Source organism: Haladaptatus ordinarius (genome assembly GCF_054177595.1).
In genome coordinates this window covers 20,655-38,339 of sequence record NZ_JBPEHH010000003.1, presented here as the reverse complement: position 1 = coordinate 38,339, position 17,685 = coordinate 20,655, and the positions used below count along the sequence as shown (strand labels likewise).

General features: G+C 63.6%; 19 protein-coding genes. 7 read left to right on the top strand and 12 right to left on the bottom strand.

The features are described 5' to 3' along the window. Window positions 1–49 precede the first annotated feature (49 nt). Window positions 50–256, bottom strand: coding sequence for a hypothetical protein (locus ACR3FF_RS02365; RefSeq protein ID WP_458185707.1), 207 nt, complete (start codon window positions 254–256; stop codon window positions 50–52). 388 nt (window positions 257–644) lie between these two features. Between ACR3FF_RS02365 and ACR3FF_RS02360 the strand changes: the two genes are divergently transcribed. Beyond that, window positions 645–1,088 carry a glycoside hydrolase family 32 protein gene (locus ACR3FF_RS02360; protein WP_458185705.1) on the top strand — a complete coding sequence of 148 codons (444 nt, stop codon included), beginning with the start codon at window positions 645–647 and terminating at the stop codon, window positions 1,086–1,088. 179 nt (window positions 1,089–1,267) lie between these two features. Further along, a complete protein-coding gene (locus tag ACR3FF_RS02355; protein ID WP_458185703.1) occupies window positions 1,268–2,236 on the top strand; it encodes a TSUP family transporter in 969 nt (322 codons plus the stop codon). 41 nt (window positions 2,237–2,277) lie between these two features. Here ACR3FF_RS02355 and ACR3FF_RS02350 read toward each other — a convergent pair whose 3' ends face one another. The 6 genes from ACR3FF_RS02350 to ACR3FF_RS02325 all read right to left on the bottom strand — a co-directional run bounded on the left by ACR3FF_RS02350 (window position 2,278) and on the right by ACR3FF_RS02325 (window position 8,269). Beyond that, the gene (locus ACR3FF_RS02350; protein ID WP_458185701.1) at window positions 2,278–3,429 is read right to left on the bottom strand and encodes an SPFH domain-containing protein; all 1,152 of its coding nucleotides are present in this window, start codon (window positions 3,427–3,429) and stop codon (window positions 2,278–2,280) included. 177 nt (window positions 3,430–3,606) lie between these two features. Then, on the bottom strand, window positions 3,607–4,053 hold the full coding sequence (locus ACR3FF_RS02345; protein WP_458185700.1) for an MOSC domain-containing protein: 447 nt from the start codon (window positions 4,051–4,053) through the stop codon (window positions 3,607–3,609). 79 nt (window positions 4,054–4,132) lie between these two features. Further along, a complete protein-coding gene (locus tag ACR3FF_RS02340; protein WP_458185699.1) occupies window positions 4,133–5,296 on the bottom strand; it encodes an acyl-CoA dehydrogenase family protein in 1,164 nt (387 codons plus the stop codon). 156 nt (window positions 5,297–5,452) lie between these two features. Next, entirely contained in the window at window positions 5,453–5,887 is a 435-nt protein-coding gene (locus ACR3FF_RS02335; RefSeq protein WP_458185697.1) for a DUF7344 domain-containing protein, read from the bottom strand. 39 nt (window positions 5,888–5,926) lie between these two features. Next, entirely contained in the window at window positions 5,927–6,661 is a 735-nt protein-coding gene (locus ACR3FF_RS02330) for a type 1 glutamine amidotransferase (RefSeq protein ID WP_458185695.1), read from the bottom strand. 234 nt (window positions 6,662–6,895) lie between these two features. Further along, window positions 6,896–8,269 (bottom strand): class I adenylate-forming enzyme family protein, encoded by a 1,374-nt coding sequence (locus ACR3FF_RS02325; RefSeq protein ID WP_458185693.1) that lies wholly within the window; start codon window positions 8,267–8,269, stop codon window positions 6,896–6,898. 992 nt (window positions 8,270–9,261) lie between these two features. On the opposite strand from ACR3FF_RS02325, the gene cofC reads away from it, so the two are divergent. Next, on the top strand, window positions 9,262–9,873 hold the full coding sequence (gene cofC / locus ACR3FF_RS02320; protein WP_458185691.1) for a 2-phospho-L-lactate guanylyltransferase: 612 nt from the start codon (window positions 9,262–9,264) through the stop codon (window positions 9,871–9,873). Window positions 9,874–9,915: 42 nt separating this feature from the next. Here cofC and ACR3FF_RS02315 read toward each other — a convergent pair whose 3' ends face one another. Then, the gene (locus ACR3FF_RS02315; RefSeq protein WP_458185689.1) at window positions 9,916–11,403 is read right to left on the bottom strand and encodes a sodium:solute symporter family protein; all 1,488 of its coding nucleotides are present in this window, start codon (window positions 11,401–11,403) and stop codon (window positions 9,916–9,918) included. Next, window positions 11,400–11,612, bottom strand: coding sequence for a DUF3311 domain-containing protein (locus tag ACR3FF_RS02310; RefSeq protein ID WP_458185687.1), 213 nt, complete (start codon window positions 11,610–11,612; stop codon window positions 11,400–11,402). Before ACR3FF_RS02310 ends, ACR3FF_RS02315 begins: the two co-directional genes overlap by 4 nt. Before the next feature lie 340 nt (window positions 11,613–11,952). On the opposite strand from ACR3FF_RS02310, the gene dnaG reads away from it, so the two are divergent. After that, a complete protein-coding gene (dnaG, locus tag ACR3FF_RS02305) occupies window positions 11,953–13,335 on the top strand; it encodes a DNA primase DnaG (RefSeq protein ID WP_458185685.1) in 1,383 nt (460 codons plus the stop codon). A 36-nt stretch (window positions 13,336–13,371) separates the two neighbouring features. On the opposite strand, the gene ACR3FF_RS02300 is transcribed toward dnaG, so the two are convergent. Further along, window positions 13,372–13,794, bottom strand: coding sequence for a GNAT family N-acetyltransferase (locus ACR3FF_RS02300; RefSeq protein WP_458185682.1), 423 nt, complete (start codon window positions 13,792–13,794; stop codon window positions 13,372–13,374). Then, the gene (locus ACR3FF_RS02295) at window positions 13,791–15,107 is read right to left on the bottom strand and encodes a DUF92 domain-containing protein (RefSeq protein WP_458185681.1); all 1,317 of its coding nucleotides are present in this window, start codon (window positions 15,105–15,107) and stop codon (window positions 13,791–13,793) included. Before ACR3FF_RS02295 ends, ACR3FF_RS02300 begins: the two co-directional genes overlap by 4 nt. A gap of 138 nt (window positions 15,108–15,245) precedes the next feature. On the opposite strand from ACR3FF_RS02295, the gene ACR3FF_RS02290 reads away from it, so the two are divergent. Then, window positions 15,246–15,854, top strand: a complete 609-nt coding sequence (locus tag ACR3FF_RS02290; RefSeq protein WP_458185679.1) for an undecaprenyl diphosphate synthase family protein — start codon at window positions 15,246–15,248, stop codon at window positions 15,852–15,854. A gap of 48 nt (window positions 15,855–15,902) precedes the next feature. Here the strand turns inward: ACR3FF_RS02290 and uppS are convergent, their stop codons facing one another. Further along, the gene (gene uppS / locus ACR3FF_RS02285; protein ID WP_458185677.1) at window positions 15,903–16,820 is read right to left on the bottom strand and encodes a polyprenyl diphosphate synthase; all 918 of its coding nucleotides are present in this window, start codon (window positions 16,818–16,820) and stop codon (window positions 15,903–15,905) included. A gap of 135 nt (window positions 16,821–16,955) precedes the next feature. Between uppS and ACR3FF_RS02280 the strand changes: the two genes are divergently transcribed. Both ACR3FF_RS02280 and ACR3FF_RS02275 read left to right on the top strand, forming a co-directional pair. Next, window positions 16,956–17,150, top strand: coding sequence for a cold-shock protein (locus ACR3FF_RS02280; protein WP_458185675.1), 195 nt, complete (start codon window positions 16,956–16,958; stop codon window positions 17,148–17,150). Window positions 17,151–17,265: 115 nt separating this feature from the next. Beyond that, a complete protein-coding gene (locus tag ACR3FF_RS02275; RefSeq protein WP_458185673.1) occupies window positions 17,266–17,667 on the top strand; it encodes a DUF5778 family protein in 402 nt (133 codons plus the stop codon). The last annotated feature ends 18 nt before the right edge of the window (window positions 17,668–17,685 follow it).

Genomic DNA, 17,685 nt, shown 5'->3' with positions numbered 1-17,685 from the left:
CGTTTCAGCCTGGCCGCGCGAACAGCAAAAAGAGCGACACCACGACGGTTCAGAACGGAGCGTCGAGCGATTCGACCGTCGCGTTCCCCGTGCCGTCGATGACTATCGTCGGTCTCGGGCGAGTGTCTCGTTTCACCGTCGTCGTCTCTCCGATAGTGGTCGTCGCCGTGGGTGCAGGGTCGGACGTCGCAGGCGGTGTGCCGGGCCTTACGGTCGGACCGGCCGACGTCGTCGTGGGCTCGATACTGGTCGTCACGAACGTCTCACCCCTCGAAATGACCGGTGGGTCGAACTGGTTGCCGAAACCGGCCCGGTCGCCGTCCGTCGGTGAACGACGAACGTATACCAGATGGTCAATAAGATGAGCAACGACAGTACGACGGTGAGGACCGTCTTTTCCGGAAGATGATGGTTGTCATTGGTGTCGCCTCCGTCTGGATTCACAGGTAACCGTTCGCCGACAGCGAGCATATTCACACACGTCCTATCGGACAGCTTTCACCTATCTCGGTAGCCCTGGACGGTAGCCACGCCAGTATGTCGCACAAAAAATTTAAACAATCAGACATCGAACACACCAAATATCAACTATACATGATTATATATGAAACTAAAATCAGTAGACATAAAACGGGCGCTATCGGGTGAGGCTACCACCCCTACTCGTGACGCTCAACGGCCCGGCCAACCCGCAGTGGAACCGCACCGGCTGGAGCGGCTCGCGCAGCAACAACTTCGACATCGTGGTGAACAACCAGCCCGCCGACGCGGACGTGGGCGGTGAAGGCCAGGCCGAAATCGACGGCGAAAACCAACAGCCTGGCGGGGACGGCGACCCCCAGAAACTTCGCCTGACTTACATGCAAGGGACGAACGGGCAGTTCCGCGTGCGTAACGAGAACCCCGCGAACACCAACCCCATCGACTTCACCTGGGACGTAGCTGGTGGCAGCGAAACCGGCTCCGGAACCGTCGCCGGCGGGGCGGAGACGTTCTTTGCCGTCTCGGCGAGTGGCCCGGTGACCGTTCGCCTGTTCGTCGATGGAACCCAGGTCGACGTCAAAGCGGGTCAGGGCGTGGCCGCCTGAGCCGCCCGACCGGTATTGCATCATCGTTTTCCACACTTTGGTCGAATATCAAACCTTTTCAGGCAGTTTCCGGTTAGCCCGGACACCGATGTACTCAGAGCGACTGCGAGCGAACGCGTCGAACCGTTCTTCGAATCAGACCGGGCGCACGTCGCTGCCGAACGAGGGGGTCATCTGAGATGGCCCTGCCGCTCGGATTCTCGACGGTCGGTCTCGTCACCTTCGTCCTGATGACGTTCCTCATCGCCACGACCGTCAACACCTTCGCGATGGAGGCGGCGGTGTTGTTCACGCCCGCCTTCCTGTTCGTCTACCCCGAGATCGTTCCGGCGTTCCCGGACCTCGCGCTCCAGGGTGCGATTGGGCTTGCGCTGTTCGTCGAACTGTTCGGCTACACGAGCAGCGTCACGGCCTACTGGTACCGCGGGCAGGTCGATTGGAACATCGCCAAAACCATCCTCGTGATCAGCGTCCCGGTGGCGGTCGTCGCCCGAACGGTGTCGTATTTCGTCCCCTCGTCCGCGCTCAAGGTGCTGTTCGGCGGGATGTTGCTCGTGCTTTCGGCCGTCCTCTTTCAGGCCCACCGTCACGGTTCGTCGGTCTCGGACTGGGTCGCCGGCACACCCTTCGAGAAGTTGCTCCCGAGCGATTCGTCAGAACTCCGCTCCGACGGTGGTGAGCGTCTCGACGAGACGCGAGGGACGTCGGAGCTTCGCTCCGACGGTGGCACACCCGCCGTGACGCCCTTCGACCGCTTCGACAAGATCATCGCGGGAATCGGGGGTGCGATGGCTGGCCTCGTCGGCATCGCTATCGGCGAACTCTCACAGACGCTCCTCACCGTTCGCAAGCGCATCCCTATTCGCCTCTCGACCGGGACGAGTGCGCTCGTCCTCCACGGCACCATCGTCTCCGCGCTCGTGACGAACCTCTTCTTGTTGCATTACGCCCCGGCGTCGCTCAGCGGCCACCACTTCACCGTCCCGTTCGGGTTCGGCCTCATCGCCGGACTGGCCTGCACAGCCGGCGGACAGATGGGTGCGTTCCTCAACAGTCGCGTCCCCGAGAGACGCACCATCCAGACGATGATGGTCGCGTACTCGCTCGTCGGTCTCCTCACCCTCGTTCGCGTCTTCTTCCTCGGCTGACGCCGAGTCGACTTTCGTCCCTGATTTTCGGCTTCACCGGATCACTGTGACTTCTCGGCCGACTCGCGTTCACCTTCGCGCTCGCTCTCCTCGCGGAGTTCTCGCGCGTCGTCTGCCACATCGCTGTCGAACTCCGCCAGCGTCTCCTCGATGTCGTCCAGTCCGAGCAGTGCCCTCGTCTCCGGGTCGAACTCGTTCGGTTCGAGCATCGCCCCGTCGCCGCGAACGTCGCTTCCCGTGAGGTGTTTCCCGAAGCGCCCGAAGAGCGAGGTGAGTTCCTGTGGCAAGACGAACGTCGTCGAGTCGCTCGTGCCGATTCGCTGTAGCGACTCCATCCCTCGGTCAACGATAGCGCGTTCGCCCATCGATTCGGCGGATTTCGCCCGGAGGACGGTCGAAACCGCGTCACCCTGTGCTTCGAGAATCTGGCTCTGTTTTGTACCCTGTGCGCGGATGACGTTCGACGCCTTCTCGCCTTCGGCCTTCTCGACGGCGCTCCGGCGTTCTCCCTGCGCTTCGAGAATCATGGCACGGCGTCGGCGCTCGGCACTGGTCTGGCGCTCCATCGATTGTACGACGGGCGGACTCGGGAGCACTTCCTGTACCTCGACGCTCTCGACGCGAATCCCCCACTCGTTGGTCGGTGCGTCGATTTCTTTCTGGAGGCGGGTGTTGATCTCGTCTCGGCGACTGAGCGTCTCGTCCAACTGCATGTCGCCGATGACCGCCCGAAGCGTCGTCTGGCCGAGATTTCTGACCGCCTTCTCGTAGTCGTCGACGCCGAGGAACGCGCGCTCTGCGTCCATCACCCGAACGTAGAGCACGGCGTCTGCGGTCACGGGCGAGTTGTCCTCCGTGATGGCCTCCTGTCGTGGCACGTCGAGGACGCGCGTCCGAACGTCGAATCGGTGGGTGGCGCTGACGAACGGCGGGATGAAGTGGATACCGGGGTCGAGCAGTCCGCGGTACTCGCCGAACACCGTCAGCGCCCGTTTCTCGTACGGGCCGACGATCTCCACCGCACTGTTTACCGTGACTGCCGCGAGCACGAGCAGGAGGACGCCCGCAACCGCCACCGGGTCGAGAAACGGGAGAGCGAGGAGGAAAAAAAGCACGAGACCGACGGCGAGGAGGACCTTAGCTGCGCTCACTCCCCGGGTGAGTTTACCGAGGATGTAGAAGGGATGCTGCATACGTGAACTATATACACACCAGTCGCTTAACAGTTCCGTGCTAGCGACTGGCAATCGGTGCGTGCTCGCGTCGAGACGCCCCCGTCAGCACAGCAGTCGTGGGCGTGATGGCTTCCTTCGAACTGAGAAGACAGCGCGGTGTGAAACCCCGGCGGAGAGGCCGATTCTTTCGGCAGGTCACAGCGATTCGACCGAATCTCCGACCCGTAGCGCTCCGTCTTCGACGACGACGGCCCGAAGCCCGCCCCTGTGAACCAGTGCGGAAAGCGTCCCCTCCTGCGTGAGCGACTCCAAATGCGAACACGGTTCACAGAGTTCGACGCCCTCACACACCACTCCACCCACGCGAAATCGCTCGCCGACGAGGTGGTTCAGCGCGACGTCGCGGGTCGTCACGTTCCGGCGGTGGGCCCCCGGTTCGAGCGAGATGCCCGCCTCCCGTTCGATGGCGGAGAGCGCCTCCGCCTCGATGAGGGTGATGTCGTCGCCCGACGAGTCGGGGTCGAAGTGGCGGTCGCCGCGCAGGCCCGCTCCCGCCACCGCTTCGACCGCCTCGACCGCTTCCGTTTCCGCCGCCGACTCGGACGCAACGTGAATCGCCTCGACTTCGCCCGTCCCGTTCATGTTCGCCAGTTGCTCGGAGACGGTATAAAATCGTGGTTGGCGGTAGTTCGGACGGCTCTACGTTCTTCGACAGTACCGCCTATTCGAAGGCGGCGATGCCAGTGAGATCCTGCCCGAGAACCAGCGTGTGGATGTCGTGGGTACCCTCGTAGGTGTACACCGTCTCCATGTTCGCCATGTGGCGCATCGGCGGGTAGTCCGTCGTGATGCCGTTGCCGCCGAGCATCTCGCGGGCGACGCGGGCCTGGTCGCGGGCCATCCGGACGTTGTTGCGTTTCGCCATCGAGACGTGCTGGGGGCGCAGGTCGCCGCGCTCTTTCAGGTCCGCGAGGCGGTAGGCGAGCAGTTGGGACGTGGTTATCTGGGTCGCCATCTCCGCCAGCTTGTCCTGTTGAAGTTGGAATCGGGCGATGGGGCCGCCGAACTGCTCACGGTCGGTCGCGTACTGTCGAGCCGTCTCGAAGCAGTCGCGGGCCGCGCCGACCGCGCCCCACGCGATGCCGTACCGGGCCTGCGTGAGACAGGAGAGCGGGCCTTTCATCCCTTCGACGCCCGGCAGGACGTTCTCCTCCGGAATCGTCACGTTCTGGAGGCCGATCTCGCCCGTGATGGACGCGCGGAGCGAGAGCTTCTCGTCTATCTCGTTCGTCGTCACGCCGTCGCGGTCGGTCTCGACGAGGAAGCCACGAACCGGGTCGTCCTCGGCGGAGCGGTCGCGCGCCCAGACGACTGCCACGTCCGCGATGGGCGAGTTGGTTATCCACGTCTTCGACCCGTTGAGGACGTACTCGTCGCCTTCCTTCTCCGCGGTGGTCTCCATCCCCGACGGGTTCGACCCGTGTTCGGGTTCGGTCAGCCCGAAACAGCCGACCGCCTTTCCCTCCCCGAGGTCGGGAAGCCAGCGTTCTTTCTGTTCTTCGGACCCGTAGGCGTGGATGGGGTACATCACGAGCGCTCCCTGCACGCTCGCCATCGAGCGCAGTCCGGAGTCACAGGCTTCGAGTTCCTGCATCAACAGCCCGTAGGCCGTCTCGCTCAGGTTCGGTAGGCCGTATCCGTCCAGGTTCGGCGCGTAGAAGCCGAGTTCTCCCATCTCCGGGATTATCTCTTCCGGAAACGTCCCGGCCTCGAAGTGGTCGCCGATGTCGGGTCTGACGTGTTCGTCCACGAACTCGCGGGCGGTGTCCCGAACCATCCGCTCTTCCTGTCCGAGGTCGGCTTCGAGTTCCACGTAATCGAGCATGGGAAACTCTCCGGAGAGGAAGCTAAAAAGCTCTCCTACTCCGAGAGCGAACGAGGGGTCGCTGGCTTCGAGATCGTCGCGGCTCGGCGTCGGTGAGACGACGCGCTCGCCGGAACACGCTCTATCGAACCGGCGTCACGGGCCGCAAAATATCACTCAGTCGTCCGTCGGTACCGCGTCGTCGCGCTCCACCGCGATGTCGAGGTAGGCGTCGGCCTGCTCGGCGTGAACGCCCTGGTCTACGAGTTCCCGGTCGTCGTCGTACTGGACGAGTCCGGCCATCTCGAGCTTCGGCAGTTGTGTGTGTTTCAGCGACATCGAGACGTTGTGGCGGTGCTCGTTGGAGACGAGGTCGATAGATTTGTTCGTCTCCCACGCGGCGACGGTGTCCACGAGGTCTGCAAACGTCACGGGCGTCTCTTCACACCGCAGGTGGTGGAGGATGTACCGACTCCGGCGAGATGCGAGCGCGTCGAACAGGGCGTCCTGAGACAGCGGCGGCATGTTCGGGTTCGGGCCACTCGGGGTCGTGGTCGATTGTGACGGGGCCTCGTCGTCGCTCGCCCCGTCCTCAGTCGTCCGATTTGCCATGGACTATCACCACGTCTGGGAGAGGGGTGACTCTGGTGGCTAACTATTCAGGTCATTTATATCCTTATCGCTGGAATAGGTCACTCTACGGCCATTTTTTTGCACGGTACGGACGTAGTCGGTGAAATTCTCGAAGACGAGTTTGGCCTCGGACGCCGCGGCGTAGTTCTCCTCGTTGATGCCGTCCAGTACCCGTTGGAGCCGCGCTTCGGGGAGGTCTTTGCCGCGCGTGACCTCCTCGGCCGTCTCCATGTCGTACTCGGGGTGGAACTGCACGCCGAACACGTCCCCCTTTCGAAACGCGTGGTTCGAGTAGTCGTTTTCCGCGAGCGACTCTGCACCGGGCGGGAGTTCGGTGACTTCGTCGGAGTGGGTCGTGAACGCGACGAATCGGCGGTCGATTCCCTCGAACAGCGGCGAACCGCCGACGTGTTCGACCTCCCGATAGCCGATTTCGTACTCGCCCATGTCGCGGACGTCTCCGCCGAGGACGTCCGCTAACAACTGGTGCCCGTAGCAGATGCCGAGCATCGGCATCCCATTCTCGGCCGCTACTTCGAGCCACTCTTTGAGCGGCGGTATCCACGCCTCGTCCCAGTAGACCGACGACCGCGACCCGGAGACGACGGCGGCGTCGAACTTGAAGTGGTCTGGAAGGTGACCCTCGGTCACGTCGAACTCGGCGAGATCCGCGTCGAGTTCCCGTCGGAAGTTCCGCCGCGTGTTCTCGTCCCCGTGCGCGGCGTTCAAAAATGCGATCCGAAGTCGACTCATTACACGCCACTAGCGACCGGAACCGACAAGTGAGTTTCGCTACCGGGAATTTCGCCCGTGTCCCGTCACCCGGAGTCGCTGGCCCCGAAGGACGAGGACCGACCACGACGAAGACTGCACCGTTCCAGTCTGAGAACCGTCTCGAAATTCTGAACTGTTCGTACGGGATGGATTCTGAACGGTTCATACGGGGTGATTACGTCGTCTGCGTGGCGGTCGGTGACCGCTCGATGCTCACCCCGCCCCGAACCGTTTGCGGAGCGTCCCTCGGTCGAGTTCCCCCGTCCCGCGCCGAGGGAGCGAGCCGACCAGTTCGACCGCCCGCGGCACCTCGGAGGCGGTGAGTCGTTCCTCCGCGAACTCCCGGAGTTCGCCGGGCGAAACGTCGCCGACGACCACCGCCTTCGGTGCGGTCCCACCGGTTTCTGTGGCAGTCTCGATGACGCCCGCGGCCCGGACCGCGGGATGCGATTCGAGGACGGTCTCGACGGCGTCCGGATGGACTCGTTCGCCCTCGCTCTCGAACGGTTCGTCCGCCCGCCCGACGAAGACGTAGCCGCCCGCATCCCGTCGGAACAGGTCGCCGGTCGAAACCCACTCGCCGAACGCATCGCCGCCGAGGTAGCCACTCGCGGTGTGCGGGCCTCGGACGGAGAGTTCACCCGTCTCGTCCTCGATTCGAACGTCACAGTCGGGAAACGGTCTGCCGACGCGCTCGTCACCCGGCGTTCCGCGGAGGACGTTCGGCCCGGTTTCGGGTCGACCGTAGACGCGGACGACGGGAATCGGAAACGTCTCGCGCACGTCGGGCGGGACGCGTGCGTGCGTCGCCAGCCAGTCGAGCGAGTCCAGCGAATCGAACGACGAGGAGTCTGTTCGGCCGTCGGCGTCGGCCACCTCGCGGAACTCGGTCGGCCCCGCAGCGAGACAGGTCACTCCGTGACGGTCGAGAGCGGAAAGCGTGCGGTCCGAATCGAACGCGCGCTGGAGGACGACGCGCCCGCCGACCGTAAGAAGCGGCAGGACGAATCGAAGGAGACAGTCGGAAAGCGCCAGCGGCAGGAGGGTGAGCGTGCAGTCGTTCCTGCCGAGCCCCCACCCCGAGACGGCGGTGGTGCAGTTGCGCTCGATAGCCCGGACCGAAAAGCGAACGACCCGCGTTCCGCCGTCGGTGTGAACGAGGAGACAGTCGTCGGTTCGCGCTCTCTCGACCGGTTCGTGTTCCGCGGGAGTGACGTGTTCTAGCTCCTCGAACGAGCGGGTCTCCCCGAACGAGCGAACGAGGTCCCGCTGGGCCGATTCGAACACGACGAGGTCAGGGTCGATTCGGTTCACCGGGCGTGAAATCGTCGCGGGCGTCAGGCGGTGTGAGACCGGCGCGAACACCCCGCCGACTCGCCAGACGGCGAACAACGTGACGAGCACTTCGATGCGGTTTCGAGAGACGACGACCACGGGGTCACCTTCCTCGACGCCCAGCGTCGCGAGTCTACCCGCCGCGACCTCAACACGTCGGGCGAGGTCGTCGTACGAAAGCGTCTCGTCCCCGTCTACGACTGCAGGCCGGTCACCCCAGAGGTCGGCGCGTCGCGCCAGTGTGAGTGACATACCTCTCCTGCGACGCGCAGGACGTTAGCCGTTCTGCGGAGATGCGCTCGTGAAGTTGTCGACGGAGCACACCCGAACGTAACCCTCGTTCTATCATCCCGTATAAGATACATTGTTATGCAAGGCGCATGTTGAAACTACACGGTATGGCTACCAAGGACGACGACCCCGAACAGGTGTTAGAGGAGTGCACCGAGTGCGGTGAGGAGGTACTGGCAGTCTACCTCGAAGATGGAGTCTGTCCGGACTGCCGGGAAGAACAGTAGTCGACACTGCCGGGAGACGTTTCTCCTCTTACCGCCGTCTAGTTCGCGCCGAGGGGAGAATAGCGACGTCGCCAGTGCTATCGGCGGTATGAGTCGTTTTTACGTGAATTCGAGGAGAAAGCCTCGCCCTTTTGGGCGGGGATGAATCCGACAAAGTATTCGACAACTGCCGACGATAGCAAGGCCGGATATTCCACGAGCGGTAACGTTATGCGTTTTTCTGCCGTATCTATACTACCGACGTTCCCTCGTTTCGAACCACTGCCTTGGGCAGTTCCAGTACTTCGTACTGATTTCGAACGTAGTAACAAAGTCGATGCCCAGTCCACCACGTCCGGGCCAACTGGTCGTCTGACGCTGCTGGTGGTACCCAGTAGACTGAATATCCTACCGTGGACGGGAATGCTATATTCCCGGTTGATACGCCGGTTGCACATCGGTGGGAAGGCCGCTTTGACACGGCTCTACGCGCTGGAACGCACGTCCTCGGTCATAATTGGACGGCAACCGGTGAGGGAGGACGCGAAAGCGTACTTCGCTCCCGAGGAAACGCGCAACCTTAATATCCTCTTCGAGGAATCCTCGCCGTTTACCGCGGGGAGGATGTCAATGGTATCGCTCCCAACAACAGAACAACTACCGACTGCGCTGATTCGGCGATTCGCTAGCTGTCGTTTCGACGCTATTTTCGCAACGCCTTAACGCACCAACCGAGTAGCCCCGTCTATGCAGGTGGTGGTGCCGTTCGCGGCAGACGAACCGAAGACGCGACTCGCCGACGTGCTCGCGCGCGACGAACGCCGCGAGTTCGCCCGCGCGATGCTCGACGACGTTCTGTCCTCGATTCGGGCAACCGGCCGCGACCCCACGCTGCTCACCACCCGTCGAATCGACGTGTACGCGCCTCAGATAGTCGACTCACGACCGCTGACGCCCGCCGTGAACGCACTGCTGGCCGAGGAGGGCACCACCGCAATCGTGATGGCCGACCTCGCGCTGGCGACGCCGCACTCGCTCGAACGACTCTTCTCTGCGACGGGCGACGTGGTGCTCGCGCCAGGTCGGAGTGGCGGGACGAACGCTCTCGTCGCGCGCCATCCCGAGTTTCGCGTCGATTATCACGGCACGTCGTATCTCGACCACCTTCGCATCGCGGGGGACGTAGGTGCCGCCGTCGCGGAAGTGGACTCACACCGACTGGCGACGGACGTAGACGAAGCGTCCGACCTCGCGGAGGTGCTGGTGCACGGCGATGGCGTGGCCCGCGACTGGCTCAGAGACGCGGGATTCTCCCTGGCGGTGACGGACGGACGCGTCGAAGCACGACGCGAACAGTGAAAAGTTCTCACTAGGGAAACACCGCGAGGCAGTGAAACGCGGTCAGTCGGCCTGGAGGTCGAAGTAGAGGTTCGCCCGTTCGTTCGGCGCGGGGGAGGTCAGAGCCGAAACCGAGACCGTCAGCACCAGTCCGACGACCATCCCGACGACCATGGGGAGCCAGCCGCCGTACAATGCGGCCGCGTTCTCGATGGCGAAGAGGTTCTCGACGGCGAAGACGTTGAAGAGGTAGAACCCCTGACTGCCGACGATACCGACGTACATCCCGGCTCGCGTCACCCGCGACCAGTAGAGTGCGACGATGACCGGGAGCGCGAGTTGTGCGAACCCGCCGAAGGCGGTCGAGCCGATTTGGACGATGGTTCCGGGCGTGTAGAGGCTGGCGACGAACGCGGCGAGTGCGAAGACGGCGACGCCGATTCGTCCGAGGGTGTCCTCCCAACTGTCACTCGCGTTCGGATTGACGAACGGGCGATAGAGGTCGCGGGTGAAATACGACGACCCCGAGAGGAGCATCGAGTCCGAGGAGGACATCATCGCGGCCATCGCGCCTGCAATGACCAGCGCGGCGAACCACGCCGGGGCGTACTCCGCGAGGAGGATGGAGAGAACGTTCTGGCCTTCGGCGTCGATGGGAAGCCCGCGCGCCCAGGCACCGAGCATGAATGCCGGGACGAAGAGGAGGACGACCATAATCGGCCAGAGCGAGAACGTTCGCTTGAGCACTTTCTTCGACCCGGCGACGAAGAATCGCTGGTTGACCTGCGGGAACATCGCCACGCCGAAGGCGATGCCGATGGCCTGCGAGAGCATCCACTGCGGGGAGTACACTCCGCCGCCGAGCGAGAGGAACTCCGGATTCGACTCGGCGAGTCTCGCGGTTGCGGCACCCATCCCACCCAGTTCGGCGAGCACCCAGAGCACGGCGGCCCAGACCATCACGAGCATGAACGCACCCTGCAGGGTGTCGGTCCACGCGATACCGCGCATCCCCGCAAGGACGACGTAGGCAATCATGAAGACCGTAATGATGCCCGCACCGGCGGCGTACGAGAGTTCGCCGCCGGTGAGCGCTTCCAGTGCGGTTCCGGCCCCGACCTGCTGGAGCATGACGTAGGGAAAGAGCCAGAACAGGCTGATTACGGCGACCAGGCCACGGAGCAGGGGCGACCCGAATCGGTCGCCGAGCATCTCGCCGAGCGTGACGTAGCCGTGCTCGCGTCCGAGGAGCCACTGTTTGTAGCCGACGACGTACCACAGGATGGCAAAGAGGACGCCGTCCATCAGCCCCATCACGAGAATCCACTCCGGCCCGGCACCGTAGGCGAGGTTCGGCCCGCCGAAGAACGTGAACGCCGAGAGCAGCGTCGCAAACGTCGTGAACAGCAAAACGACGGTGCCGAGGGTTCGGCTGGCGAGGTAGTAATCTTCGGCAGTTCGGTCGGTGAGCCGATACGCCACCAGGCCGACGAGCAACGTGAGGACGAGGTAGCCACCGACGATGCCCAACTGCAGGCCGGTCTGACTCATGCTCCCTCCTCGATACCGAGCCCCCACGCGCGGTTGGCGAACGCTCTGAAGACGAGTGCCACGAGCACCATCCAGCCGACGTGCCACCAGAGCCACAGCGGGAGACCGTACGCGACCCGTCCGTCTCCCCAGAGGAACCACGGAATCGTCAGCGCGACGAGCACCGCGAAAACGACCATCCAGCCGATTCGTGTCGATACGTCTCTCATCGTCCGAACGTTCACTACCACGACGTGATAAGAGTTACTAATCGTGCTCAATACAGGCCTTCGAAGAAAATTCGTCTTCAAAACCCCGTTCGATCGGTGAATTCACACCGTCGGTCGGAGACGGTCGAAGCGAAAAAGCGAGTGAGACGCCGAGCGGCGAAGCGAGGTCGGTCCGTTCACGTTCTGATTTATTTTAATGTAATAATCCACACCAGATTCGGGCGAGAGAGTGCCAGTGACGACAGGTATTTGGGTATTCGAGTGCCAAGAACGCACGTATCCATGACAACGCGCATGGACACATCACAATCACGCCCTGCACAGGGGCAGTTCATCACTCATGGACGATACAGCGAAATACCTCATTCACGCAGACATCACCGCCGACGGGGTGGTAGAACGGAGTGACGTCGTCGGCGCCATTTTCGGCCAGACCGAAGGGCTCCTCGGCGACGACCTCGACCTGCGAGACCTCCAGCAGTCCTCGAAGGTCGGTCGTATTGACGTTCACGTAGAGAGCAAGCGCGGACAGTCGTTCGGCACGGTCACCATCGCCAGCAGCCTCGACAAGGTCGAGACGGCGATTCTGGCCGCGTCGCTCGAAACCATCGAGCGCGTCGGCCCGTGTCGTGCCAGCGTCAGCGTCGCAAACATCGAAGACGTTCGGGCCGCCAAGCGCCGGGAGGTCGTCGAACGCGCGAAAGAACTGCTCTCGTCGTCGTTCGACGAGAGCGTCATGACCAGCCGGGAGATTCTGGACGAGGTTCGCCAGAGCATCCGCGTCGAGGACATCACGGAGTACGAAGGCCTTCCGGCGGGACCGAACGTCACCGCCAGCAACGCCATCATCGTCGTCGAAGGCCGGGCCGACGTGTTGACCCTGCTCCGCTACGGCGTGAAAAACGCCATCGCGGTGGAGGGAACGAACGTCCCCGACGCCGTCGCCGAACTCACGCAGGACCGCACGACGACGGCGTTTCTCGACGCCGACAGGGGCGGCGACCTCATCCTCCGCGAACTCGAACAGGTCGGGGACATCGACTACGTCGCCATCGCACCGCCGGGGCGGTCGGTCGAAGACCTCTCGCGCGACGAAGTGATGTCCGCCCTGCGCGAGAAGCGCCCCTTCGACCGCTTCGAAGGCGAGGATACCGCAATCACTGCCGCGACTGACGGAAGCGCACGCCCCGCTCCCGAAACGGATTCCGAAGACACTGCCGACACCGAGCGTCCGGCAGAGCCGTCCGTCGACGTGGACGAATCGATAGCCGACGAAACCGAGGAGAACCCGGCGGTGGGGACCGACGAGTCTTCGGAATCGAATTCGGCGACCGAACCGCCGGACCACGAATCGGAGGCGTCGGCTGACGCCGAGTCGGGTGACCGAACGGCGCGTGAATTCGACGGTGAAAGAGAACTCGAAGAGCGCGAACCGGAGACCCTCCGAGGACACGCCCGAGCGGTTCTCGACGACGATTCCGAACTCGTCCGACTGCTGGACGACGACTTCGGCATCCTCGCCGAAGCACCCGCAGACGAGACGTTCGACGCCATCGAGAACGCCGACACCGTCCCCCACGCCGTCGTGTTCGACGGAACGCTCGACCAGCGCATCCTCGACGTCGCGTCCCAGCGGGCGGTCGAACAGATCGTCGCCCGCGACGAGGGGGAGTTCGTCAAGAAACCGACCACGGTTCGTATCCTGACCGCGGACCGTCTCTGATTCGGTTTCGAACGCGAGTCCGTCCACACGGACTCGCTAACACTCTCGTCCGAGCACGAGCGCAGTCCCGCCATCGGCGTAGTAATCCGGTTCCGTTTTCCACACCTCGAAACCGAGCGATTCGTACAGCGCTCGCGCCGACTCGTTTTGCTCGTGGATCGTGAGTCGCACGCGCCCGCATCCCTGCTCGCACGCCGCCGCGAGGGCAGTCCGTAACAATCCAGTCGCGCGTCCCTCACGGCGGTAGGCCGGCTCGACGACGAGTTCGGCGACGTACGCATCCGCTCCGAGCGTCGTGAGCACGTACCCGACCGGCCGCCCGTCGGCGGTCGAGACGAGGACGAATCCGGAACCGGAACCTGAGAGGGTGGCTTCGAGCAGGCCGTGTGTCGGTTCGGAGAGCCACGTCCGAACGTGGCGAAGCTGTGAGAGGTCGTCGGCCGTGGCTGGCCGAATCACGTCGGAATCCCGGCGAGCAGTGCCAGACCGGCACCCAGGAGCGCCCCGGAGAAGGTAGCGAGGAAGTTCACGCTCTGGTTGCCGAGTTGTTCGCCCTCGACGGTCGCACCGAGGAGGCTATCGACCGTCATGCCGCCGACGCCCGCCAGCGCGATGACGGCCCCACCGAGCGGGCCGACCGACCCAAACAACAGCACGGCGATGAGCGCGACGACGCTCGCACCCAGGATTCCGGCCACCTCGCCCTGCCATGTGACGCCCCCATCCGTGCCGGGTTCGACGCGTTCGAGCGTCGTGATGAGTCGTGGTTGGTCGAAGACGCCGCCGATTTCGCTGGAGAGCGTGTCGCTCATAGCAGTCGCGATGCTGCCGGCGAACGCGAACAGGAACACGTCGCCAGCGACGGGAAGGCGCGTTCGGGCGGCGAACGCCAGCACCGCGACCAGTGCGACTGCGGCGTTGCCGAGGACGTTGCCGCCACCGCGCGCACCCTCGTTGGCCTCCGCGACGCCGTTCTTCCGTTTCTGTTCGTAGCGGAATTTCGTCGAGAGCCCACCGAGGGCGAAAAACGATATGAGGACGGCGAACCACGGGTAGCCGCCGAGGACGATGGTGAGCAACGCGAGGAGTACGCCCGTGAGCATCCCGGTGACCGACGCGGTGTCGAGTGCCCACGAGAGGTAGCCGAACCCGGCGGTGATGGCGATAGCCAGCGCGACTTCCGTCGGCGTCACCGTCACCGTCAGGTCGGCGAAGAGCCAGAGGAGGAACGCCACCGAGAACATCACGAGGGGGTCGTCGCGCTCGAACAGCACCGAGCGGAGCAGACCGGCCAAGAGCGCACCGCTCGCTGAGAGGAAGACGAGTTCGGGCACGACCGGTTCGATGGGCTCGCCCGAAACGCCGAGCACGACGGCCTGGGCGGCGACGGCGGCGAGAAACCCGCCGACCGTGAACCCCGCCGTCGCGGTGATGGCCGCATCGCTTCGGGTCCGGGCCACCTGCTCGACGAGGTTTCCGTAGGCGAGCAGACAGACGGCGGCGACCAGCACCTGCGTCGGAAGACCGACGAGCATGACGAGCATGGCGAGACCGGCGGTGGCGAACGCGAACGCGGCAAGACCGCGGAGCCGTCCTTCACGGCGGTCGCTGGGACGTGCGAAGAGGTCGAACACCGGCCCGCCGTCCACGACGAGCGCCAGCGCACCGACTGCCGCGAACAGCGCGGCCACACCTGCCACCAGCACCGACGCGGCGAGTGCGAGCGTCCCCACCCCTGCGAACGCTGCTGCCCGTCGAATGCTCATTGTCACGGTGAGGATTTTCGGGGACGAACACTTAATCTTCCCGAACGCGCAGGGCGCGACGGTCGTGATTCGCAGATGATGCGTCGGTCGCCGTTCGATGGCGGTGCGTGACGTTTATTATTCGATGGTGGCAATTCCGGGTCAGTGGGACTTTACGACCGCTACCTCTCCGCTCGCGTCCGCAGACACGAGGCCGACCCACCCAGTCACATCGCCGTCGTCATCACGGAACGCGACCTGCTCGAACAGGGCGCGTATCAGACGCTCGAGGACTTCTTCGAGTGGGCGTTCGACTACGGCGCAGCGCGCATCACCGTCTACGTCAGCGTGCTCGACTCCGGGGCGGTGCCGACCCTTCAGCGCGAACTGGAGAACGTGCGCGCACCCAGGACCGTCGCCGTCCGTGGCCCCGACGACCTCACGCCCGCCGACGCCCCGGTCCAGGTGAGCATCGGTCTCGGCGGGAAACACGAGTTCGCCGAGGCGGTGCGGGCGGTCGCGGAGGACGTGGAGTCGGGCACCGTCTCGGCGGACGACGTAGACGAGTCGGAGATAGAGTCGAGGCTGGTGTTCCCGACCGACCCTGACCTGGTCATCAAGACCGGCGCGGAGCGCCTGTCGGATTTCATGATATGGCAATCGGTCTATTCAGAACTGTACTTCACCGACGTGAACTGGCGGGATTTCCGGCGACGGGACTACCTGCGAGCCATCCTGGATTACAAGAATCGACAGCGACGATTCGGGCGGTAAGACGGCCGATAGTCACCCGTCGGGGACTGCTCTCGGTGAGCTCAGAGTTCAGTCTACCGTCTCGCTCTCGGCTTCCAACTCCTCTACGGCCGCTCCATCGGGCACATACTCTCGGAACTTCTGGATGATAGAGCGCGCTTCGTCTAACTCCACGCCACCCACTGCCCGAACGAGTGCCAGCGCGCGCTGGACTTTCGCCTGCCGGAACGACTGTTCGCGGGACTCGTAGGTTCGCACCGCGCGGAGGAAGTCGATTTTCGAGAACTCGGGCCAGTAGGGGGTACAGAAGAACACCGCCGCTTCGTTCCCGTTGGCGTGCCACGGAAGGAAGTTGCTGGTGCGCTCGTCGCCGCCCGTGCGGATGATGAGGTCGACGTCGCGAAGCGGGCGGTCGTAGAGCTGTGATTCGATGGTTTGCACGGAGATATCGTCGGGACGCAACTCGCCCGATTCGACCTCGCGGGCGACGTCGCGGGCCGCACCGAGCAGTTCGTTTCGCCCGCCGTAGGCCAGCGCGATGTTGAGGACGAAGTTGTCGTAATCGCGGGTCCGGCGCTCGGCGTACTCGATCGCCTCGCGCACGCGCCCGGGGAGTTGTGGTACGTCGCCGATGACGCGGATGCAGACGCCGCTCTCGTGGACGCGGTCGGCGTCCGCGAACTCGTACAGTTTCGTCTCCAGGAGGTCGAAGAGCGCCTCTCGCTCGTCGGGAGGGCGCTCGAAGTTCTCGGTGGAGAAGGCGTACAGCGTCAGTTCCTCGACGCCGAGGTCTTCACACCAGTCGAGCACGCGCTCGGTCGTCTTCGCACCTGCACGATGACCGTCCGGGGCGTCCTCACCTTGCTTGTCGGCGTATCGCCGGTTTCCGTCCTGGATGACCGCGACGTGGGCCGGGGCTCCCGAGATACTCCGTCGCAGTTGTCGTTGGTAGGCCGTCTCCAGCTGTCGCCGAACCCGCGTCAACATCGTCTTGTTCGACCTCACTCATCCAACCGGTATCAGCCTTATCCTCCGCGTCCGTGCCACGTGTTCACGAATCTGTTGCTTCAGCGAGGACAGTTGCATACCTTTTTAACTATGCGATTACTTTGGTAGAACGCAATGGCGAAAGGTACGGTTGACTTCTTCAACGAGACTGGCGGTTACGGATTTATCGACACCGAAGATGCTGACGAAGACGTTTTCTTCCACATGGAAGACGTCGGTGGCCCAGACCTAGAAGAGGGCCAAGAAGTCGAATTCGACATCGAGCAGGCAGACAAAGGTCCCCGAGCGACTAACGTCCAGCGCCTGTAAACGGAATCGGTTGCGACTAATCCTCGCGGGAGTTCACGCTGCCGCGTGAAAACTGATATTTTTGAGTGCCGGCTACAACCGTAGGTCGTATAACGACTGGTGCGTATCCTCGACTATGGACAGCGTCATCGACGACGACCTCTATCAGCGGACGAAGCGACTCCTCGAACCCGGTGAAATCGAGCTCAACGGCGTCATCGTACACACCGACCTCGGGAGCGACGAGGACATCGAGATGCATCAGGCCTCGGTCGATATCGGTGACACCATCGCGGAACACGCGGGCCACGACCCGCGCGACACCTACGTCTACTCCGGGACCGACGACCCGGAGTTCGCGTCCAACCAGCATCAGGGACTCACGCTCGACGACGAATCGTTTATCTGGGAGTGCCAGCAGTTGCTCCGTGACGGGACGTTCGACGTCGTGTTCTACTACGAGGCGAGTGCCGACCAGCAGGCAATCGAAGAGGACGTCCGCGACCTCGGGTTCGACGTTACGGGCGTCGAAGGGTAAGTTAGAAGGCTTTACATG